Here is a 21,938-nt window from a genome sequence, read left to right on the forward strand (position 1 = left end):
GGGGGGTAATGGTTCGGGGGTGTGGATTATGCAATGCTTCAGGAACGTATCGGAAGCGCTCAAGGGTGTGTGATGTGGTTTCCGGTACCGTGACAATCTCTTTGAATTTCCGATCAATTTCAGGCCATAGTATAACCTTGTTTACTAGATGGTTAATTTTAAGGATAAGAGTATGCCAACAGTCATTGAGAAAGCATTGGATTTCATTGGTGGTATGGACACTTCCGCGTCAGTGCCGCATTCGATGGATGAAAGTACTGCGAAGGGAATTTTCAAGTATTTGAAGGAGTTGGGTACGCCTGCAAGCGCGGATGACGTTATGGCGCGAGGGGCACAAGAGGGATGGGATCCCGACTTTACGAAAAAAGTGGCCGGGTGGGCCGAGAAAATTAACGCAACTGACCACGTAGTGATCAAGAACCCTGAATACTTTTCTGCCTACATGCAGGAGCAACTCCGGGAGCTGGTGTGAGTTAACCACACGCTGATTCATCAATCCTGAAAAAACTAAGGGCCTACGTTTTCACGTAAGCCCTTGTTATTTGGTGGCCCCTGCTGGACTTGAACCAGCGACCAAGCGATTATGAGTCGCCTGCTCTAACCACTGAGCTAAGGGGCCGTGGCGGTGAATTATAGAGTAACTCCCTGCTGCAATCCAGACATTCGCACCTGCCTGCTGTTTTTATAAACAACGCATTATCAATCCTTTATACTGAATGCCTGATGCATTCATCGGGGAATGAGATGATCAACGATATTCTGGCACCTGGACTGCGGGTTGTGTTCTGTGGGATCAACCCAGGCAAGTCCTCCGCGCATACGGGTTTTCACTTTGCCCATCCGGGAAACCGTTTCTGGAAAGTGATTCATCAGGCCGGTTTTACCGATCGGCTTTTAAAGCCCGAAGAAGAACAGCATCTGTTGGATACGCGCTGTGGTATCACCATGCTGGTGGAGCGACCCACGGTGCAGGCGACGGAAGTTAACCTGCATGAGCTGCGCAGCGGCGGGCGGGAACTGGTCAAGAAGATAGAAGACTATCAGCCAGCGGCGTTAGCAATCCTCGGCAAGCAGGCTTACGAGCAGGCATTTAGCCAGCGAGGGGCGCTGTGGGGCAAGCAAAGTATCACGATCGGCATGACCCAGGTGTGGGTGCTGCCGAATCCGAGCGGGTTAAATCGGGCGACGCTGGACAAGCTGGTAGAGGCGTATCGGGAGCTGGACGAGGCGCTGATGGTGCGGGGTAGGTAGAAGTCTGGTGGAATATCGGTGAAAAAAAAGCTCCCATTTGGGAGCTTTTACTTTTCAAAGACGATTAATCGTCGAGGAAGCTACGCAGCACTTCAGAGCGGCTTGGGTGGCGCAGTTTGCGCAGGGCCTTCGCTTCGATCTGACGGATACGTTCGCGGGTTACGTCGAACTGTTTACCCACTTCTTCCAGCGTGTGGTCGGTGTTCATATCGATACCGAAACGCATACGCAGGACTTTCGCTTCACGGGCGGTCAGGCCAGCCAGAACGTCGTGGGTGGCAGCACGCAGGCTCTCTGTGGTCGCAGAATCCAGCGGCAGCTCGAGGGTGGTATCCTCGATGAAATCACCCAGATGCGAATCTTCATCGTCGCCGATTGGCGTTTCCATGGAGATTGGCTCTTTAGCGATTTTCAGCACCTTACGAATCTTATCTTCTGGCATCAGCATGCGTTCAGCCAGCTCTTCTGGCGTCGGCTCGCGACCCATCTCTTGCAGCATCTGGCGGGAGATACGGTTGAGTTTGTTGATGGTCTCAATCATATGCACCGGAATACGGATGGTGCGCGCCTGATCCGCGATAGAGCGGGTGATCGCCTGACGAATCCACCAGGTAGCATAGGTGGAGAATTTGTAACCACGGCGATATTCAAACTTATCAACCGCTTTCATCAGACCGATGTTACCTTCCTGAATCAGATCCAGGAACTGCAGACCACGGTTGGTGTATTTCTTGGCGATCGAAATAACCAGACGTAAGTTCGCTTCAACCATCTCTTTCTTCGCACGACGGGCTTTCGCTTCGCCGATGGACATGCGACGGTTGATGTCTTTAACCTGCTCGATAGTCAGGCCGGTCTCTTCTTCGATTTGACGCAGTTTCTGCAGGCCGCGCTGAACGTCATCAGCCACGTCATGCAGTTTTTCAGACCACGGTTTGTTCATCGCGATAGCCGCGTTGAACCAGGTCTCGCTGGTTTCGTTGCCGGTGAACAGAGTGATGAAGTTCTTTTTCGGCATTTTGCACTGCTCAACGCACAGCTTCATGATGATACGTTCTTGAGTACGAACGCGGTCCATCATGACGCGCATGCTGTTAACCAGATAGTCGAACTGTTTTGGCACCAGGCGGAACTGTTTGAACACTTCTGACAGTTTCTGAATCTCAGCCTGAGCGGCAGCATGGCTGCGGCCTTTGGCTTTGATGGTGTCACGAGCCAGTTCGTACTGAGTACGCAGCTCGCCAAACTTCTCGCGCGCTAACTCAGGATCGATGCTGTTATCGTCATCACTGCTGTCGTCGTCTTCTTCTTCCTCTTCGTCTTCGTCGTCATCCATCTCTTCCTGAGACAGCTCAGAGCCGACGTGAGTCGCCGTTGGCGCCAGGTCTTCTTCAGCGTTAGGATCGACAAAACCGGTGATCAGGTCAGACAGACGCGCTTCTTCGGCTTCGACGCGATCGTACTGCTCAAGCAGATAGGTGATCGCTTCAGGGTATTCGGCAACAGAGCACTGAACCTGGTTGATCCCGTCTTCGATGCGTTTCGCGATGTCGATTTCGCCTTCGCGGGTCAGCAGTTCAACGGTGCCCATTTCACGCATGTACATGCGCACCGGGTCAGTGGTACGCCCGATTTCAGATTCAACGCTGGACAACACCTGTGCAGCAGCTTCTTCTGCATCTTCGTCGGTGTTGTTGGAGTTTTCAGCCAGCAACAGATCATCAGCATCCGGTGCTTCTTCCATCACCTGAATGCCCATGTCATTGATCATTTGGATGATGTCTTCGATTTGATCTGAATCGACGATATCTTCCGGCAGATGGTCATTGACCTCGGCATAGGTCAGATAGCCTTGCTCCTTACCACGTTGGACAAGAAGTTTCAGCTGTGACTGCGGGTTTTGCTCCATAAGACGGTATCCACACTTAATTCGTTTAATTGGTGTCGGCGGTGTCGCTGCCAACCTTTGAAGCGAGGGCGTACTTATATTTTTGCCGCTGCCTCTCAGTGCGGCTGCCGGGGGCTTCCCGATCGATATTCGGCACTTAAGCCGTTAAATTCTTGAAAGATTGCTTCTTTCGTTTATTTCTTCGCCAGTTCCTGGTTTAACATCCAGAGTTCCCGGCGTTCTTCGCTGCTTAAACCGTGAGTGCGCTCGCGAGCAATGAGCTCTTCCTGGCGCAGTTCAAGCATCGAATCAAACATATGGTTGAGTGAGTCGGTGAACGTTTTTTCTGCGATATCCTTATCTGCTATATCGTCCCACATCGACAGTTTTTCAAGGGTGGCGGCCTCTTTTGTGCCGCGATAATGCTCTAAAAGTTGGCCGGTGGTCAGACCCGGCTGAGACAGACACGTATTGACCAGTTCTGAGAACAGGCCAAGTCCTGGCAACTTTTCATGGTTCAACCCCGCGAGCGGCGGCACTTGCGGCGCCAGCTCTGGGTTTTGCACCAGTAACCCTATCAGTATACGCATGGTTGTGCGTTTTAGCTGTGGCGCGGGGCGAACCGCACCGTTTTCAGCCAGTTTTGGCATTAAACGTTCAAGCTGGCTGTCATCCAGAATGCCAAGCTTGTTGCCGAGTTCCTGACGCAGATATATGCGCAAGGTTTCTCCTGGGACCTGAGTAATCAGCGGCAGGGCCAGCGTACTCAGCTGAGCGCGACCGTCCGGGGTACTCAAATCTACCTGCGGCATCAGGCTGTTAAACAAAAACGTGGAGAGCGGCTGAGCCTGCTCCATCCGCGCTTCAAACGCCGCTTTGCCCTCTTTACGCACCAGCGTATCTGGGTCTTCACCGTCGGGCAGGAACATAAAGCGCAACTGGCGCCCGTCGGTCATATAGGGTAGTGCAGTTTCCAGTGCACGCCAGGCGGCGTCGCGTCCGGCACGGTCACCGTCGTAACAACAGATGACGTTGTTCGTCGCCCGGAACAGGAGTTGAATGTGGTCGGCGGTGGTCGACGTTCCCAACGACGCAACCGCGTAGTTGATGTCGTACTGAGCCAGCGCGACCACGTCCATATAGCCTTCGACCACCAGCAAACGCCGGGGTTCAGCGTTATCCTGTTGGGCTTCATAAAGGCCATATAGCTGGCGACCTTTGTGGAAAATATCGGTTTCCGGGGAGTTAAGGTATTTCGGCATGCCGTCACCCAGCACGCGCCCACCAAAACCAATCACCCGGCCTCGCTTATCGCGGATGGGGAACATCACCCGTTCGCGGAAGCGGTCGTAGCTTCTGCCCTGATCGTTTGTCACCAGCATACCGGCATCAATCAGAGACTTACGATCTTCGCTATTGCCACCAAAACGCTTTAACACGTTGTCCCAGCCGGGCGGGGCGTAACCAATAGCGAAACGCGCAATCACTTCGTCGCTCAAGCCGCGCTTTGTCAGATACTGACGCGCAGGTTCAGCTGCATTTTGCTTAAGAGACTGTTGGTAAAACGAATTCAAACCGTCCATCAGCTGATAAAGCGTTTGTCGCTGATGACGTTCAATCTGACTCGGACCGCTGCCTGCTTCATAGGGCACTTCAAGGTTGTGCATCGCCGCCAGTTCTTCGACGGTTTCGACAAACTCGAGCTTGTCGTAGTTCATCAGAAAGTCGACGGCATTCCCGTGTGCGCCACAGCCAAAGCAGTGGTAAAACTGTTTTTCACCGTTAACGGTGAAAGAGGGGGTTTTTTCGTTATGGAACGGACAGCACGCATGGTAGTTCTTACCCTGCTTTTTGAGCTTTACCCGCGCATCGATGAGATCGACGATGTCGGTTCTGGCCAGCAGGTCATTGATAAAAACGCGTGGAATTCGTCCAGCCATAGGCCCCGTTAGTACACTTCATCCTTCAAACTGTCTCTGCGTTGGCTGCGCTCGTTCACCCCTGTCACTTACTTAAGTAAGCTCCGGGGATTCACTCCCTTGCCGCCTTGATACAGTGTGAATGATTTTGTGTATTTGCTAATGCATAAACGAAAATAAGCCGCGCATTCCTTCCGGAAGCACGGCCTTACGACTATAACTCAGTCTGACCATTGAGGGCGTGCGCCCTCAACAGATTAGTACAGACGAGTACGGCGTGCGTTTTCGCGAGCCAGTTTCTTCGCGTGACGTTTCACAGCAGAAGCTTTAGCGCGTTTACGTTCGGTAGTCGGTTTTTCATAGAACTCACGACGACGAACTTCCGCCAGAACACCTGCTTTCTCGCATGAACGCTTGAAGCGACGCAGTGCTACGTCGAACGGCTCGTTTTCACGTACTTTAATTACCGGCATGTAACTCTCACCTTTGATAAATTCGGTTTGCCGCTGGCATCGGCGCCAGCTTATTTCAAAATGGTGCGGAATTTTACTGCAACTAACGCTGCTTTGTAAAGCACCAATGCCGTTTTTGAACGGGACTTTTGTAAGGGGGTAGAGTATACACGAACTCACCCCTCAGGGTATACATCGACCCGCATTCGCCCTACACTGCGCGGTATTGAAAAGAGGTAAATTAAGCCATGCGTGTACTGGGTATTGAAACATCCTGCGATGAAACCGGCATCGCCATTTACGACGACGAAAAAGGTCTGCTAGCCAACCAACTGTATAGTCAGGTGAAATTACACGCTGATTACGGCGGAGTGGTGCCTGAGCTGGCGTCTCGCGACCATGTGCGTAAAACCGTTCCCCTGATTCAGGCTGCACTGAAAGAGTCCGGTTTGACCGCAAAAGATATCGATGCGGTGGCCTATACCGCCGGTCCGGGTCTGGTCGGCGCGCTGTTGGTTGGCGCAACCGTCGGGCGTTCGCTGGCGTTTGCGTGGGATGTTCCGGCGATTGCGGTTCATCACATGGAAGGGCATCTTTTGGCACCGATGCTGGAAGATAATCCACCGGAGTTTCCGTTTGTGGCGCTGCTGGTTTCCGGCGGTCATACCCAGCTTATCAGCGTGACGGGCATTGGCGAGTACGAACTGCTGGGCGAGTCTATCGATGACGCCGCCGGTGAAGCGTTTGATAAAACCGCCAAACTGCTGGGCCTTGATTATCCAGGTGGTCCGATGCTGTCAAAACTGGCGTCGCAGGGTGTTGAAAAACGCTTTGTCTTCCCACGTCCGATGACCGATCGCCCAGGGCTGGATTTTAGCTTCTCTGGCCTGAAAACCTTCGCGGCGAATACCATCCGCAACAATGACAACGACGATCAGACCCGTGCAGATATCGCTCGCGCGTTTGAAGATGCGGTGGTGGATACGTTGATGATCAAGTGCAAACGCGCGCTGGATCAGACCGGCTTTAAGCGTCTGGTGATGGCGGGAGGCGTGAGTGCCAACCGTACACTGCGTGCGAAGCTGGCGGAGATGATGCAAAAACGTCGCGGCGAAGTGTTTTACGCGCGTCCGGAGTTTTGCACCGACAACGGCGCGATGATTGCCTACGCGGGCATGGTGCGTGCGAAAGCGGGCGCGACGGCGGATTTAAGTGTTTCCGTGCGTCCACGCTGGCCGCTGGCGGAATTGCCCGCTGCATAAGTGCGGTCTGTATTGCCCGGTGGCGCTGCGCTTACCGGGCCTACAAATTTCTCCGAGCCACGGTTTTGTAGGCCGGCGCAAGCGAAGCGCCGCCCGGCAAAATCTGCTAAACCCTCAACATCCCTTTCACTTCCAAAAATTTAATAATCGTCTCCAGCCCGTCACCCACTTTCAGGTTGGTAAACGTCCACGGACGTTCGCCGCGCATGCGATTGGTGTCACGCTCCATCACCTCTAAAGATGCCCCGACGTACGGTGCCAGATCCGTTTTATTGATCACCAGAAAATCCGATTTAGTGATCCCCGGCCCGCCTTTGCGCGGGATCTTTTCGCCTTCCGCCACGTCAATCACGTAGATCGTCAGATCCGCTAGCTCCGGGCTAAAAGTGGCGCTGAGATTATCTCCACCGCTTTCGACAAAAATCAGATCCAGATTGCCGAACTTCTCGCTTAACGCTTCCACCGCCGCGAGGTTCATTGAGGCATCTTCGCGGATCGCGGTATGCGGACAGCCGCCGGTTTCCACGCCGACAATGCGATCCGGCTCCAGCGCCCCGGCTTCCGTCAGGATGCGCTGATCCTCTTTGGTGTAGATATCGTTGGTCACGACGGCCAGATGATATGTGTCGCGCATCGCTTTGCACAGCGCTTCCAGCAGGGCGGTTTTACCCGAACCGACCGGGCCACCCACGCCCACGCGCAGGGGATGTTTGTAATCAGCCATAAAAAATCCTCAGGATCGGAATAACCGTGAATATTGAGTTTCGTGACGCGCCGAGGCGATGGCCGAGAGCGGCGTCGCCGCACCCAGTTCGTCATCGCTGAGCTGCCACGCCTGACCGAGCTTTTCAGCAAAATGGTCGCTTAAATCGATAATCAACTGCTGGGCCGCCTGCTGCCCGAACGGCACCAGCTTCACGCCCGCCATTACCGCGCTCTCTATCCAGCTGTAGCCGAGACTCAGGGCCAGCGCGTGGGCGTCAATCCTCCAGCGCACGCCTAGCCATGCCATGCCGCACAGCTGGCTTTGTGAAAACAGCGGCAGCCAGTCGGGTGGGCAATCCGGTTCCCAGCTCTTAATCAGGCGGGTAAAAGCCGCGCCGCGATTGCGTTCTTCTTCGCGCAGTTCGCGCGTCTCCCGGCAGGCGAGGAGATACGTCGTCCAGCGTTTTGCGGCGGCGAAATCGTTCTGCTCGCAGGCGCGATACAGGCGGATAAACAGCGGCAAATCGACGCACAAAAAACTCTGCTCCATCTGCTGAATCTGCCAGCGGCTGAACTCTGCCACCGTTTTGATCCAACCAGCTTCCACTGCCCACTCCAGCCCCTGGGACCAGGTGAATGACCCGACCGGCAGGCTGCTGCTGGAGAGCTGCATCAGGCGTAACTGCTGGCGGTTGTGTTCCATTCGCTCAACGTGCCTTAATGAGAATGGGCGTGCGCATGGCCGTGGGCTTCACTTGTGTAGGCCCCGGCTTCCGGCTCAAACGGCAGATGGGCAAAAGTCACCTCGAGACTGAACTGGCGCAGCATGTCGTCGAGGACATGGTCGTGGTGATAGCGCAGCTCGCCAGGCATGATTTGCAGCGGCACGTGGCGGTTGCCGAGGTGATAGCAGGCGCGTGCGAGCAGATACGGATCGGCGCAGCGCACCACTGACACGGATTCTGGCGCGGCGATCACCTCGACAACCTCCTGGCCATCGTCGGTGGTGAGCAGATCGCCGCCACGGAGCAACAGCCCGCGCGGCAGCATCAGGCCCGCTTCACGCCCGTCGTTCAGCTCTACGCGGGCGCGGCTTTTCACCCGCACATCAATCGGCAGGGTCACGCTGGCGGTGACGGGATGGGGGTGATCAAGACGTTGGGTTAAATAGATCATCATCTCTCCTCAGAACAGGAAATAGCGTTGCGCCATCGGCAGGATGTCTGCCGGTTCGCTGGTAATCAGTTCGCCGTCGACGCGTACCTCGTAGGTTTGCGCATCCACGGTAATGTTTGGCTGCAGGCTGTTGTGGATCATGTCGGCTTTTTTCACCGTCCGGCAGCCCTTCACCACGGCAATCGCGCTTTGCAAATTGAGCTGCTGAGGAATGCCGTTCGCGGCGGCAGCCTGGGAGACAAACGTCAGGCGCGTGGCGTGACGCGCAGCCCCGAGCGATCCAAACATCGGACGATAGTGCACCGGCTGCGGCGTGGGGATCGAGGCGTTGATATCCCCCATCGGCGCACAGGCGATCATCCCGCCTTTGACGATCGTGGCCGGTTTGACGCCAAAAAATGCCGGCGACCAGACCACCAGATCCGCCAGTTTACCCGCTTCAATTGAGCCGACTTCGTGAGCGATGCCGTGGGTCAGCGCCGGGTTGATGGTGTATTTGGCGACGTAGCGTTTGACGCGAAAATTGTCGTTATCCCCGGACTCCTCCGCAAGCGGCCCGCGCTGCACCTTCATGCGGTGCGCCACCTGCCAGGTGCGGATGATCACTTCACCCACGCGGCCCATCGCCTGGGAATCGGAGGAAGTCAGCGAGAACGCGCCGATATCGTGCAATACATCTTCGGCGGCTATGGTTTCGCGGCGAATGCGCGATTCGGCAAAGGCCACGTCCTCGGCGATATCCGGGTCCAGGTGATGGCACACCATCAGCATATCGAGATGCTCATCAATGGTATTGACCGTGTAGGGCAGCGTCGGATTGGTGGAGGAGGGCAAAATATTCGGGTGCGCGCAGGCGGTAATAATATCCGGCGCATGGCCGCCGCCCGCCCCTTCGGTATGGAAGGTATGAATGGTTCGCCCGCCAATGGCTGCCAGCGTGTCTTCGACAAACCCGCCTTCATTCAGCGTATCGCTGTGCAACGCCACCTGAATATCCATCTCTTCGGCGACCTCCAGCGAGCAGTTGATTGCCGCAGGCGTTGAACCCCAGTCTTCGTGAATTTTCAGGCCGATCGCGCCCGCCGCGACCTGTTCGCGCAGGGCTTCAGGGTTTGACGTGTTGCCCTTTCCGAGTAGGCCAATATTGACCGCCAGCGTATCCGCAGCCTGCAACATCCTCGCGATATACCACGGCCCCGGCGTGCAGGTGGTGGCGTTGGTTCCTGCTGCGGGTCCGGTGCCGCCGCCAATCATGGTGGTTACGCCCGAGACCAGCGCCTCTTCGGCCTGCTGCGGGCAGATCCAGTGGATGTGGGTGTCGATCCCACCGGCGGTGACGATCTTGCCTTCGGCGGCGATCACCTCGGTCGACGCGCCGATCGGGATCGTCACGCCGGGCTGAATATCCGGGTTTCCGGCTTTGCCGATAGCGAAGATCCTGCCGTCTTTGACGCCGATATCGGCTTTCACAATTCCCCAGTGATCGACGATCAGCGCGTTGGTCAGGACCAGATCTACGCAGTGCTGGGCGGTCATTTGCCCCTGACCCATGCCGTCGCGGATCACTTTCCCGCCGCCAAATTTAACCTCTTCTCCGTACACCGTGAGATCGTTTTCTACTTCGATCCACAGCTCAGTATCGGCCAGCCGAACTTTATCGCCCGTCGTTGGGCCGAACATGTCGGCATATGCCTGACGCGAAATCTCAGCCATTGTTATCCTCCAGACCGCCCATCACTTCGCCCCGAAAACCAAACACCTGCTGCGCCCCGGCGATCAGCACCAGCGTCACCTCGCGCTTTTGCCCCGGCTCGAAGCGCACGGCGGTGCCTGCCGGAATGTTCAGGCGATAGCCTTTGGTCGCGGCGCGATCGAATTTCAGCGCCGGATTTACTTCGTAAAAGTGATAGTGCGATCCTACCTGGATCGGTCTGTCGCCGTGGTTTTCGACGATCGCGCGCTGGGTTTTGCGCCCGACGTTCAGGGCGATCTGGCCGGGTTTAATCTGGTATTCGCCTGGGATCATCGCTCCACCTCAAAGGATCGGATTGTGGACGGTGACGAGCTTTGAGCCGTCCGGGAAGGTGGCCTCCACCTGAATATCCGGGATCATCTCCGGCACGCCCTCCATCACCTGTGCGCGCGTTAGCACATGGCGACCCGCTTCCATCAGCTCCGCCACGGTTTGCCCGTCGCGCGCACCCTCCATAATGAAGGCACTAATCAGCGCGACCGATTCCGGGTAATTGAGTTTGACGCCGCGCGCGAGGCGGCGCTCCGCGACCAGCGCGGCGGTAAACAGCAACAGCTTGTCTTTTTCTCGGGGGGTCAGTTCCATAGGGTTCTCTTAGGTCTGCCAGATTCGGGGAACGTGGGGCGCTTTGGCGGTCACCATAGGTCGCAGGTACTGCCAGATATCGCGCATCGCCTGTTGGCAAATCAGGTTATCGTGAGAAAGAAAACGCACCGACAGCAGGCCGTCGGTGAGCGTCGCACCGGCAAAGTTCTCAAGCGGCGTGAGGCGTTCGCGCACGCCGTCCAACAGCGCGTCGTTCGCCGGATAGCAGAGCAACGTGCCGATCCAGGGATGTTCCGCCACTGGAGTCAAATCGCCGTCGGCCAGATGCTGGCGCTCAACGAGCAGCGGTTGGTCGTCGAGCCACACTTCCAGTCGGCTGTCGAGCATGCCGTGACTGAAGGTCTCTCCGATCACCGGGCGGCCCAGACACAGCAACTCCCACGCCAGCAAGGAGCTGGAAGGGTGCAAATGGAAAACCGAGCGGAGTCGGGCGTTCGCACCGGGGAAGAAAATGGTGTCCTGCGGCAGCCATTCGAGCGTTGCGTTCTCGGCCATAAAAAAACGCTGATTGAGAAGCGCCTGCGCGCCGCTACTACGATAGAACTTACTGGCACCCGGCATGGTGATCAGCGCATGGCTATTCGCGGCCAGTTCGACCGAAATATCCAGCGTATCGCCGCCGACAATTCCGCCGGGCGGATGCAACAAATAGAGATGACAGGTTTCGTCTTCGGGATAAAACGGGCGCTGAACAGTAAGCGGGCCGACGTGTCGCGCCGAGTGCAGAATGGTTTTTTCAGGGGTGTGACGAAACTGCAATGCAAGCGACGCCTGCCAGCCTTTATACGCGTTATCAGTGACCTGGGTTGCTAACATGCTGCATCCATCCGCTCGTCATTATCTGCTTCAGTATGCCCTGGCAGAAATGAACCTTGTCATATGAGACGCTTATGGATGGCGGAAACAACCGGCTCATTGCTGAGCCGGTTTGGGGGATTTTAGCGATAATCTTCGGCGTCAATATCGTAGCCGGACGGCTCCCAGCGAATGGCAAGCAGCGAAATCAGGCCAATCAACGGTGCGAGAGCAATAACCCAGAACACCGCCGTATCGAGTGATGCGACCAGGAGCGGGAACAGGAACAGCGACAGGGTTGAGCTGCTGCGCATTAGCGTTTGGTTGAGGCCGACGCCGACGCCGCGCAGCGAGGTTGGATAGCTAAGCGAGGCAAACGCCATAGTGTGCGCGCCTGGGCCAAAGCCCTGGCCAAACAAAAACAGCGCCAGCATAGCGACAGAGATGATGCCTTGTGCCGCGCCTTCCGGGCGTCCGATGAGGGCCAGCACCAGCAGGGCGACCAACTGACAGGCATAGCCGCCCAGCGACATCCGCCATGCACCAAAGCGCGGCACCAGACGCACAGCCAGCAGCCCGCCGACGAAGGCAAAGAGCAGGTTAAGCGCCAGCGAGATCAAAATAGTGGTGAGCATCGACTGTACAAAGAAGCTGGAGATGATCACCGGCAGACCAAACGCTACGGCGTTATAGGCAAATGACGAGACCACGGAGAGCAGCGTCGCCAGCGTCGTGCGCTTAAGGTACACACCGCGAAACAGATTCAGATAGTTTTGCCATCTGGCCTTGTTCACCACCGCTACGGGCTGGTTCAGCGCATCCTGCGGGACGTGGGCATTAATGTTGTACGCTTTGCGCAAAATAGACGCGGCCTCTTTCAGGTTGCCCTGATTCGCCGCCCAGACCGGGGATTCGCTCATATAGCGGCTGCGGATGGCGATAATCACCAGCGCGGGAATGGCGCCAAAGCCGAGAATCAAACGCCATAGCCAGTCGCTGTGGCTTTCGGGCAGTACGGCGTAAAAGAAGAGCACCAGCAGGTAGGAGATACTGATCGCGGCATACCAGGTCGGACACCACATCGCTACGCTGGCGGCTTTGTTTCCAGGGCCTTTCAGTCTGGCGAATTCGCTGAGGAAGGCCATCGCCACGGGGAGATCGATCCCGACGCCAAGGCCCATCACAAAGCGTGCCCCGGCAAGGGCATATTCGTTTGGCGCAAAGGCGCAGGCGATAGCGGCGACGACAAAAAAGATCATATCGGCCATAAAGACGCGATAGCGGCCGATTTTGTCCGTCAGATAACCGCCAATCAGTGCGCCGACGATCGCCCCAAAAGTGATCGCCGAAGCCACCATGCCGGTTCCGGCGGGTGTCAGGTTAAATTCGCGGGTGATGTCTTTGATACCAAACGCCAGTGCGCCGAGATCGTAGGCGTCGAGGAAAATTCCGCCCAGCGCGATACCGATAACGATGCGCGCGTTGGCTCTCCCCTGCGAGCCAGCATTGACCAGCTGCGTAACGTCCGATGCGTTACGTACCCATTTAATGTCGCCGTCCGGGGCGCTTTCTGCCGTTGAAATAGCGTGTGATTCAGTGATGTCAGTCATTTTCTTTTTGTGTGTTTGCAATGAGTACAAAAAGAGTACCCACAGACAGAAAGTGAGCTAAATCACATTTGGTTATATGACATAACGAACGGATTGAAATGAAAGGTGTTTATACGAGAGAAACCCGAATTACTTCGGGTCTTTTTTCTTTCTCTTCAACTTGGTCCAGATTTTGGTTTCCTGACGACGCCACAGACGCTGAATGTTGTCGTGATGACGCAGGAGAATCAGGCAGGAGAGCATGGAAACGGGGAAGGTGAACTGAGGTTTAAACCACCAGACATAGAACGGAGCGATCAGTGCACTGACAATTGCGCCTAGCGATGAATAGCCGCTCAACAGCACGCTCAGCAGCCAGGTGCCCGCCATAACGCCGGTCAAATCCCAGCCGATGGGGGCGATCGCGCCAAACGCGGTGGCGACGCCTTTGCCGCCTTTAAAACCAAAGAATACCGGCCAGATATGGCCCAGACAGGCGGCGATGGCAATAAGCCCCAGCCAGAACGGGGTCACGCCCAGCGCATAAGCGCCCCAGACGGGGAGCATCCCTTTCAGAACATCAAAAATCAATACCGCTACGGCTGCTCCCTTGCCGCCAATTCGTAATACATTGGTCGCCCCTGGATTCCCGGAACCGCTGACGCGAGGGTCAGGTAATCCGGCGATGCGGCAGACCAGAATGGCGCTGGAGATTGAGCCGCAAAGGTAGGCGAGGAAAATCATTCCAGGCGCGATTGCACTCATAACGCTGTTCCGTTTTGAAAATGTATCTGTATTCTCTGCATCTGTGGATAATACGCATAATTCGCCGGAAGTGGTATCCGGTTTAGCCAAAAACCAGGCAGGTCGTGATGGATATTGTATTTATAGAGCAACTTTCGGTAATCACCACAATTGGTGTTTACGACTGGGAACAGACCATCGAGCAGAAGCTGGTGTTCGATATCGAAATGGGCTGGGATAATCGCCTGTCGGCTAAAAGTGATGATGTGAACGACTGCCTGAGCTATGCCGATATCAGCGAAACGGTGGTGAAGCATGTCGAAGGGCAGCGTTTTGCGCTGGTGGAGCGCGTGGCAGAAGAGGTGGCCGAACTGCTGTTGAGCCGTTTCAACTCGCCGTGGGTGCGCATCAAACTCAGCAAACCGGGTGCCGTGGCGCGTGCCGCCAACGTCGGGGTGATCATTGAGCGTGGCACAAATCTGAAACAAAAGATTTAACGTCATAAATGCTAAACCATTTTCGGTTATACCGGTCTTAAAGCTGTCTCTTTCACGGCGTCCAGTGTGGTGCGCCGTTTTTTTACATTTTTAGAAGGGTTAATAGATGAGCGATATACACTCGCTGCTGGTGGCGGCAATACTGGGTGTGGTCGAAGGATTGACGGAGTTTTTGCCCGTTTCCAGTACCGGACACATGATCATCGTCGGTCATTTGCTCGGCTTCGAAGGCGAAACGGCAAAGACCTTTGAAGTGGTGATTCAGCTAGGCTCCATTCTGGCCGTCGTAGTGATGTTCTGGCGTCGCCTGTTTGGTCTGATCGGCATTCACTTTGGTCGTCAGCCGCAGCACGAAGGCGAGGGCAAAGGCCGTCTGACGCTGATTCACATCCTGCTTGGGATGGTGCCGGCGGTGGTGCTGGGGTTGATATTCCACGACACGATCAAATCGTTGTTTAACCCGATTAACGTGATGTATGCGCTGGTGGTCGGCGGTGTGTTGCTGATTGCCGCTGAACTGCTGAAGCCGAAAGAGCCGAAAGCGCCGGGTCTGGATGATATGACCTACCGTCAGGCGTTTATGATTGGCTGCTTCCAGTGTCTGGCACTCTGGCCGGGCTTTTCCCGTTCAGGGGCGACCATTTCCGGCGGGATGCTGATGGGTGTGAGTCGCTATGCGGCGTCCGAGTTCTCGTTCCTGCTGGCAGTGCCGATGATGATGGGCGCTACCGCGCTGGATCTCTATAAGAGCTACCACTTCCTGACGACGGCCGACATTCCGATGTTCGCCGTGGGCTTTGTGACCGCGTTCCTGGTCGCGCTGGTGGCAATCAAAACCTTCCTGCAGTTAATCAAACGTATCTCTTTCATTCCGTTTGCTATCTACCGCTTTATCGTCGCGGCGGCAGTCTACGTGGTCTTCTTCTAAGCCACTGCCCTCAGTCTTTTGGCTGAGGGCAACGCGTTTCCTTCCAGTCTGTCACGGCCTGAATCCGGCGTTTGGTTAACTCTTCGCGGATTGCCGGGCCTTTAAATCCAGCTTCCACCACTGCTTTCGTCGGCACCGCTTTCGCAATTTCCCACGCTTCACGCAGCAAACGGCCCTGCGGATAATCGCAGGCTTCAAAACCGGTGCGTCCGCGCACGTCCGCTTCGCTGGTGAGCGCGATCTGCTCGACGCGCTGCGGCTTGCGCCAGGCATCAATGCTGTCGAACAGCTTGACGATGGTAGCCGGTTTCAGGATCGGGAAGGTGTGGATCAGGTCGTGGAATTCAGCGACCAGTTTTGCCAGATCGCGGATCTCGTTGGGTATCCGCAGGCGCTGGCAGATATTTTCCACCAGTTTGACGCCCGCCGGACCGTGGCCGTGATGGCGCGGCCAGAGGGCCTTTGGCGTTAATCCTTTGCCCAGGTCGTGACAAAGCGTGGCGAAACGCACGTCCACTTCCGGGCTGAGCATTGCCGCCATGCTTAAGGTCATCAGGGTATGAATGCCGGTATCGATTTCCGGATGCCACTTCGCCGGAGCCGGAACGCCAAACAGGGCGTCGATTTCCGGGAACAGCACTTTCAGCGCGCCGCAGTCGCGGAGCACCTGGAAAAAGACCTGCGGATTGCGGGTCGTCAGCGCGTTTTCCGTCTCTTTCCACACCCGTTCCGGCGTGAGATGTTCCAGCTCGCCCGCGTCGGTCATGGCGGTCATTAAGGCCATCGTTTCATCGGCAATGCGGAAACTTAGATGGGCATAACGGGCAGCAAAACGCGCCACGCGCAGGACGCGGAGCGGATCTTCAGAGAAGGCCGGGGAGACGTGACGTAAAATTCGGTTTTGCAGATCGGTCTGGCCGCCGTAGGCATCGACGATAGTACCGTCGTCGTCCTGTGCCAGCGCGTTGATGGTCAGATCGCGGCGCAGCAGATCTTGCTCAAGCGTGACGTCCGGCGCGGCGTAGCAGGTAAAACCGGTATAACCGAAACCGGCTTTGCGCTCCGTGCGTGCCAGGGCGTACTCTTCGCGGCTTTTAGGGTGAAGAAACACGGGAAAATCGCGGCCTACCTGCTGGTAGCCCGCGTTGAGCATCTCTTCGGGTGTGGCACCGACCACAACCCAGTCTTTATCTTTGACCGGCAGACCTAACAACGCATCACGAACCGCACCACCGACCAGATAAATCTTCACGCCTTCAACTCCCGAATTCTCTTTTCACCTGATAATACGTAAGTATGGTGAATAAGACGAATTAGTTCATCCAGCGATCTTTACGCTTACGGCTTGGGATCAGATGTGGCAGCACCAGGCCGAGGAACAGACCCACGCCCAGCACGCCGCCGCCATACATAAACCACTGCATGATGATGGTGCGCTGTTTGTCATCGAGCTGCAGATTGGCGGCGCTGACTTTCTTCTGCGCCACAATCAGCTCGTTTTTCAGCTTCTGATTCTCTTCTTTCAGGCCGTTGATCACGCTGTCGCTCTGCGCCACTTTCTGCTGCATTTCAGCCGTGCGCTGGTTCCAGGTGTTATCGATATTGGTCAGCTTATCGGTCAGGGTTTTCACCTGATTTTCCAGATCCGGCACGCGGGTGCGCAGGCTTGGCACATTGCTGAGTTGTTTCAACGGGATCCATGAGGTACGGCCCGTGCTGTCGCGCACCTGACCGTAGTTACTGTCCTGATTTGTCTGTAATAAAACCACTTCCTCGCCGGCATTCACCGTACCCACGAGGCGATAATTATCTCCAGGGCCGCTACGTACCCAGGTGTTTAATTCGTCAGAAACATAACGTTTCTCTTCAGCGTGGACCGCAGTCGCGGCGCTGAAAGCAAGTAAAGTCAGTCCAATCAGGCGTAATTTAAGCATCATCAGTCGTTATTTTCATAAAAAGTGGAACGATAGTAGTGGCAACAGTATCGCTACGCAAAGCATTCGCGTCAGCTATCGGAATCATCTGTGTCACCGCGTTAAACTTTTACGCCCGTCAAATTGCTCATTGCGTGGCAATTTGGCGCAAAATACTATGTACTGACAAACAAATGGCGAGAAAGTTCGCCTTCATTGACGCGGCTGTGAAGCAACCGAAAGTACAGGGCTATGGCACAAGAAATCGAACTGAAATTTATCGTAGAAAAGGGCAGCGTTGACGCGCTGCGGACTCATCTCAATCAGCTGACTGCTGAACACCATGAGCCGGTTCAACTTCTCAACATCTATTACGAAACTGCCGATAACTGGCTGCGCCGTCATGACATGGGCCTGCGCATTCGTGGCGCGAACGGGCGTTATGAAATGACGATGAAAATTGCGGGTCGTGTGGTCGGCGGTTTGCATCAGCGTCCTGAATATAATATCGACATTGAAAAGCCAGAACTTGAACTGAATCGACTTCCGGCAGACGTCTGGCCGAACGGTGAACTGCCGGATGGGCTGTCGGATCAGGTTAAGCCGCTGTTCAGCACCGATTTCTGGCGCGAAAAGTGGCTGGTGAATGAAGGGAAAAGCCGTATCGAAATTGCGCTCGATCTGGGCGACGTCAAAGCAGGCGAGTTCCAGGAACCGATTTGCGAGCTGGAGCTTGAACTGCTGGAAGGCGACGCTGACGACGTGCTGAAGCTGGCGCGTAAGCTGGTGGGCCAGTCCGGTCTGCGTCAGGGGAGTCTGAGTAAGGCCGCGCGCGGATATCATCTGGCGGCGGGCAATGCGCCGCGCCAGGTTAAAATCACCACTATCTTGCACGTGGCACCAAAATCCAGCGTCGAGCAGGGGCTGGAAGCTTCGCTGGAACTGGCTCTCAGCCAGTGGCAATACCATGAGGAGCTGTGGGTGCGCGGCGTGAGCGGGGCGAAAAAACACGTACTGGATGCCATCGGCCTGGTGCGCAGCACCCTGACGTTGTTTGGCGGCGTGGTACCGCGTAAAGCGAGTGCTCACTTACGTGATTTCTTGACCCAGACCGAAGCGCTAATGGCGACGGACGTCTCTGCCGAAACGGCGGTTTACAGCCCGCAGACGGCTGCGGCAAAGCTGGCGTTAACTGAGTTTCTGGTGACGCGCGGCTGGCAGCGTTTTCTGGATGATAAAACCCAGAAGAAGATTGCTGAGTCGTTTAAGCGTTTCGCCGATACGCATATGTCCCGCAGCAACTCAGAATTGAAAACCATTTTTGACCGACCGCTTGGCGATCAGTACGCCGATCAGCTGGTTCGTCTGACGCGCGATATTGACACGGTTCTGCTGCTGGCTGGCTCCTACGATGGACCCAAAGCGCAGGCGTGGCTGGAAAACTGGCAGGGGCTTCGCCATGCCATCGAAACGCGCCAGCGCATTGAAATTGAACATTTCCGCAATGAGGCCATTTCGCAAGAGCCGTTCTGGTTACACAGCGGAAAACGTTAACTCAGGCAAGGAACCCCATGATGCCGCTTTCTTCACAGCTCACGCAGCACTGGCAGACGGTCTGTGCGCGTCTGCCAGAATCATTACCCGCTTCCTCAGTCAGTGAGCAGGCGCAGCAAGTGCTTACTTTTAGTGATTTTGTGCAGGAGAGCATCACCGCGAATCCTGACTGGCTGTCTGAACTGGAAGCGGCACCGCCGCTGGCCGACGAGTGGCAGCACTATCCACAATGGCTAAGTGACGCGCTGACGGACGTGAGCGATGAGCCGACGCTGATGCGCGTTTTGCGCCAGTTCCGCCGTCGCGTGATGGTCCGCATCGCCTGGGTGCAGTCGCTGGAGCTGGTGAGTGAAGAGAGCACTCTGCAGCAGTTGAGCGTTCTTGCGGAGACGCTGATTGTAGCTGCGCGCGACTGGCTGTACGACGCTTGCTGCAAAGAGTGGGGTACGCCGTGCAGTGAAGAAGGCACTCCACAGCCGCTGATGATTTTGGGCATGGGGAAACTGGGCGGCGGCGAGCTGAATTTCTCGTCGGATATCGACCTGATCTTCGCCTGGCCGGAAAAGGGCGCAACCCGTGGCGGACGGCGTGAACTTGATAACGCGCAGTTCTTCACCCGCCTCGGTCAGCGATTGATTAAAGCGCTGGACCAGCCCACGCAGGACGGTTTTGTTTACCGCGTGGATATGCGCCTGCGCCCGTTCGGCGACAGCGGCCCGCTGGTGTTGAGCTTTGCTGCGCTGGAAGATTATTACCAGGAACAGGGCCGCGACTGGGAACGCTACGCGATGGTCAAAGCGCGGATCATGGGCGATAACGGCGATGTTTACGCCAGCGAGCTGCGCGCCATGCTGCGCCCGTTCGTCTTCCGCCGCTATATCGATTTCAGCGTTATTCAGTCGCTGCGCAATATGAAAGGGATGATCGCCCGCGAGGTGCGCCGCCGGGGCCTGAAAGACAATATAAAACTCGGCGCGGGCGGCATTCGCGAAATTGAGTTTATCGTGCAGGTGTTCCAGCTCATTCGTGGCGGGCGCGAACCGTCCCTGCAATCCCGTTCGCTGCTGCCGACGCTGAAGGCTATCGAGCAGCTGCATTTGCTGCCGGAAGGCGATGCGCAAACCTTGCACGATGCCTATCTCTATTTGCGTCGCCTCGAAAACTTGCTGCAAAGCATCAACGATGAACAGACCCAAACCCTGCCGGGCGATGACCTCAATCGGGCGCGTCTGGCCTGGGGCATGGGCGTTGACGACTGGCAGGGGCTGACGGAGACGTTGGATACCCACATGGCGGGTGTACGGCGGATCTTTAATGATTTGATTGGCGATGACGAAGCCGAATCGCCGGACGATACCCTGTCTGAGCACTGGCGCGAGCTGTGGCAGGATGCGCTCCAGGAAGATGACACTACCCCGGTGCTGGCCCATTTGAGCGATGACGACCGCCATCGTGTGGTGGCGCTGATCGCCGATTTCCGCCTGGAAATGAACAAACGCGCTATCGGCCCGCGCGGGCGACAGGTGCTCGATCACCTGATGCCACATTTGCTGAGCAACGTCTGTGCGCGGGCGGATGCGCCGGTTCCACTTTCGCGCCTGACGCCGCTACTCACCGGGATTATTACCCGCACGACTTATCTTGAGCTGCTGAGCGAATTCCCCGGTGCGCTCAAACATCTAATTTCGCTCTGCGCTGCATCGCCGATGGTCGCCAGCAAACTGGCGCGTTATCCGTTGTTACTGGATGAACTGCTCGACCCGAATACCCTGTATCAGCCGACAGCGATGGATGCCTATCGCGACGAGCTGCGCCAGTATCTGCTGCGCGTGCCGGAAGAGGACGAAGAGCAGCAGCTCGAAGCGTTGCGCCAGTTTAAACAGGCGCAGATGCTGCGCGTGGCGGCCGCCGATATCGCGGGCACTCTGCCGGTAATGAAAGTCAGCGATCATCTCACCTGGCTTGCGGAAGCGATCATCGACGCGGTGGTCCAGCAGGCCTGGAGTCAGATGGTGGTGCGCTATGGTCAGCCGAAGCATCTGGCGGATCGCGAAGGGCGCGGTTTTGCGGTAGTGGGTTATGGCAAGCTGGGCGGCTGGGAGCTGGGCTACAGTTCCGATCTGGATTTGATCTTCCTGCACGATTGTCCGGTGGACGTGATGACCGACGGCGAGCGTGAAATCGACGGACGTCAGTTCTACCTGCGCCTGGCGCAGCGCATTATGCATCTGTTCAGCACCCGCACCTCGTCCGGTATTTTGTACGAAGTGGACGCACGTCTGCGCCCGTCCGGCGCGGCGGGCATGTTAGTCACGTCCACCGAATCCTTTGCTGACTATCAGCAAAACGAAGCCTGGACATGGGAGCATCAGGCGCTGGTGCGTGCCCGCGTGGTGTACGGCGATCCGCAGCTGAAAGCGCAGTTCGATACCATTCGACGGGACGTGTTGATTACGCCGCGCGAAGGTCAAAAATTGCAGATCGACGTGCGAGAAATGCGTGAGAAAATGCGGGCGCATCTGGGCAACAAGCACCGCGATCGCTTTGATATCAAAGCCGATGAAGGCGGGATTACCGACATTGAATTCATTACGCAGTATCTGGTGCTCCGCCATGCGCACGACAAGCCGAAGCTGACGCGCTGGTCTGATAACGTGCGCATTCTGGAACTGCTGGCGCAAAATGACATTATGGATGAGCAGGAAGCGCAGACGTTGACTCACGCTTACACCACGCTGCGTGACGAGCTGCATCATTTGGCATTACAGGAACAGCCGGGCCATGTGGCGCCGGAATGTTTTACGAACGAACGTATGCAGGTGTCTGCGAGCTGGCAGAAGTGGTTGGTGGAGCCGTGCGTATAGAAACAAGTGTGATATTATCGCGCGCAAATTGTGAATCTTTCT

Annotated in this window: 21 protein-coding genes and 1 tRNA gene; 7 read left to right on the forward strand and 15 right to left on the reverse strand. The window is 56.1% G+C overall.

Annotated elements, in window-relative coordinates:
- Positions 1-148: 148 nt before the first annotated feature.
- Positions 149-472, forward strand: a complete 324-nt coding sequence (locus JBO43_RS14505; RefSeq protein ID WP_095283468.1) for a DUF1889 family protein — start codon at positions 149-151, stop codon at positions 470-472.
- Positions 473-543: 71 nt separating this feature from the next.
- Here the strand turns inward: JBO43_RS14505 and JBO43_RS14510 are convergent.
- Positions 544-619, reverse strand: a tRNA-Ile gene (locus JBO43_RS14510).
- Positions 620-744: 125 nt separating this feature from the next.
- Here JBO43_RS14510 and mug point away from each other — a divergent pair.
- Positions 745-1,251: a G/U mismatch-specific DNA glycosylase gene (mug, locus tag JBO43_RS14515; protein WP_202674586.1), complete on the forward strand. Its 507-nt coding sequence runs from the start codon at positions 745-747 to the stop codon at positions 1,249-1,251.
- Between the two features lie 64 nt (positions 1,252-1,315).
- On the opposite strand, the gene rpoD is transcribed toward mug, so the two are convergent.
- From rpoD to rpsU, 3 genes are all read right to left on the reverse strand, one after another.
- Positions 1,316-3,160: an RNA polymerase sigma factor RpoD gene (gene rpoD, locus JBO43_RS14520; protein WP_095283425.1), complete on the reverse strand. Its 1,845-nt coding sequence runs from the start codon at positions 3,158-3,160 to the stop codon at positions 1,316-1,318.
- Positions 3,161-3,333: 173 nt separating this feature from the next.
- On the reverse strand, positions 3,334-5,079 hold the full coding sequence (gene dnaG, locus JBO43_RS14525) for a DNA primase (protein WP_095283423.1): 1,746 nt from the start codon (positions 5,077-5,079) through the stop codon (positions 3,334-3,336).
- Between the two features lie 236 nt (positions 5,080-5,315).
- Positions 5,316-5,531 (reverse strand): 30S ribosomal protein S21, encoded by a 216-nt coding sequence (gene rpsU / locus JBO43_RS14530; protein WP_001144069.1) that lies wholly within the window; start codon positions 5,529-5,531, stop codon positions 5,316-5,318.
- 227 nt (positions 5,532-5,758) lie between these two features.
- Between rpsU and tsaD the strand changes: the two genes are divergently transcribed.
- Positions 5,759-6,772 (forward strand): tRNA (adenosine(37)-N6)-threonylcarbamoyltransferase complex transferase subunit TsaD, encoded by a 1,014-nt coding sequence (gene tsaD, locus JBO43_RS14535; protein WP_174348486.1) that lies wholly within the window; start codon positions 5,759-5,761, stop codon positions 6,770-6,772.
- Positions 6,773-6,878: 106 nt separating this feature from the next.
- On the opposite strand, the gene ureG is transcribed toward tsaD, so the two are convergent.
- The 9 genes from ureG to plsY form a co-directional block, all read right to left on the reverse strand.
- On the reverse strand, positions 6,879-7,496 hold the full coding sequence (gene ureG, locus JBO43_RS14540) for an urease accessory protein UreG (RefSeq protein ID WP_202674587.1): 618 nt from the start codon (positions 7,494-7,496) through the stop codon (positions 6,879-6,881).
- 9 nt (positions 7,497-7,505) lie between these two features.
- Positions 7,506-8,180, reverse strand: coding sequence for an urease accessory protein UreF (locus JBO43_RS14545; RefSeq protein ID WP_095283420.1), 675 nt, complete (start codon positions 8,178-8,180; stop codon positions 7,506-7,508).
- A gap of 14 nt (positions 8,181-8,194) precedes the next feature.
- Complete coding sequence (ureE, locus tag JBO43_RS14550) at positions 8,195-8,653, reverse strand: urease accessory protein UreE (RefSeq protein ID WP_095283419.1); 459 nt, start codon at positions 8,651-8,653, stop codon at positions 8,195-8,197.
- Between the two features lie 9 nt (positions 8,654-8,662).
- Positions 8,663-10,366, reverse strand: a complete 1,704-nt coding sequence (gene ureC / locus JBO43_RS14555; protein WP_103946998.1) for an urease subunit alpha — start codon at positions 10,364-10,366, stop codon at positions 8,663-8,665.
- The gene (locus tag JBO43_RS14560) at positions 10,359-10,679 is read right to left on the reverse strand and encodes an urease subunit beta (protein WP_202674588.1); all 321 of its coding nucleotides are present in this window, start codon (positions 10,677-10,679) and stop codon (positions 10,359-10,361) included. Before JBO43_RS14560 ends, ureC begins: the two co-directional genes overlap by 8 nt.
- A gap of 9 nt (positions 10,680-10,688) precedes the next feature.
- Entirely contained in the window at positions 10,689-10,991 is a 303-nt protein-coding gene (locus JBO43_RS14565; RefSeq protein WP_039031754.1) for an urease subunit gamma, read from the reverse strand.
- Between the two features lie 9 nt (positions 10,992-11,000).
- Positions 11,001-11,828 (reverse strand): urease accessory protein UreD, encoded by an 828-nt coding sequence (locus JBO43_RS14570; protein WP_202674589.1) that lies wholly within the window; start codon positions 11,826-11,828, stop codon positions 11,001-11,003.
- 122 nt (positions 11,829-11,950) lie between these two features.
- On the reverse strand, positions 11,951-13,417 hold the full coding sequence (locus tag JBO43_RS14575) for an MFS transporter (protein WP_202674590.1): 1,467 nt from the start codon (positions 13,415-13,417) through the stop codon (positions 11,951-11,953).
- 129 nt (positions 13,418-13,546) lie between these two features.
- Positions 13,547-14,161: a glycerol-3-phosphate 1-O-acyltransferase PlsY gene (gene plsY / locus JBO43_RS14580; RefSeq protein ID WP_095283414.1), complete on the reverse strand. Its 615-nt coding sequence runs from the start codon at positions 14,159-14,161 to the stop codon at positions 13,547-13,549.
- 107 nt (positions 14,162-14,268) lie between these two features.
- On the opposite strand from plsY, the gene folB reads away from it, so the two are divergent.
- Both folB and bacA read left to right on the forward strand, forming a co-directional pair.
- Entirely contained in the window at positions 14,269-14,637 is a 369-nt protein-coding gene (gene folB, locus JBO43_RS14585) for a bifunctional dihydroneopterin aldolase/7,8-dihydroneopterin epimerase (protein ID WP_103946995.1), read from the forward strand.
- Positions 14,638-14,743: 106 nt separating this feature from the next.
- The gene (bacA, locus tag JBO43_RS14590; protein WP_095283412.1) at positions 14,744-15,565 is read left to right on the forward strand and encodes an undecaprenyl-diphosphate phosphatase; all 822 of its coding nucleotides are present in this window, start codon (positions 14,744-14,746) and stop codon (positions 15,563-15,565) included.
- Between the two features lie 10 nt (positions 15,566-15,575).
- On the opposite strand, the gene JBO43_RS14595 is transcribed toward bacA, so the two are convergent.
- Together JBO43_RS14595 and JBO43_RS14600 are read right to left on the reverse strand one after the other, a co-directional pair.
- On the reverse strand, positions 15,576-16,817 hold the full coding sequence (locus tag JBO43_RS14595) for a multifunctional CCA addition/repair protein (RefSeq protein ID WP_202674591.1): 1,242 nt from the start codon (positions 16,815-16,817) through the stop codon (positions 15,576-15,578).
- Between the two features lie 61 nt (positions 16,818-16,878).
- On the reverse strand, positions 16,879-17,499 hold the full coding sequence (locus JBO43_RS14600; RefSeq protein WP_095284379.1) for a TIGR04211 family SH3 domain-containing protein: 621 nt from the start codon (positions 17,497-17,499) through the stop codon (positions 16,879-16,881).
- Positions 17,500-17,730: 231 nt separating this feature from the next.
- Here JBO43_RS14600 and JBO43_RS14605 point away from each other — a divergent pair, with 231 nt between their 5' ends.
- Entirely contained in the window at positions 17,731-19,032 is a 1,302-nt protein-coding gene (locus JBO43_RS14605; protein WP_202674592.1) for a CYTH domain-containing protein, read from the forward strand.
- 20 nt (positions 19,033-19,052) lie between these two features.
- Positions 19,053-21,896, forward strand: coding sequence for a bifunctional [glutamate--ammonia ligase]-adenylyl-L-tyrosine phosphorylase/[glutamate--ammonia-ligase] adenylyltransferase (gene glnE, locus JBO43_RS14610; RefSeq protein WP_202674620.1), 2,844 nt, complete (start codon positions 19,053-19,055; stop codon positions 21,894-21,896).
- Positions 21,897-21,938: the final 42 nt, after the last annotated feature.

Source organism: Lelliottia jeotgali (assembly GCF_016771845.1).
In the GTDB taxonomy this organism is placed as follows: domain Bacteria; phylum Pseudomonadota; class Gammaproteobacteria; order Enterobacterales; family Enterobacteriaceae; genus Enterobacter; species Enterobacter jeotgali.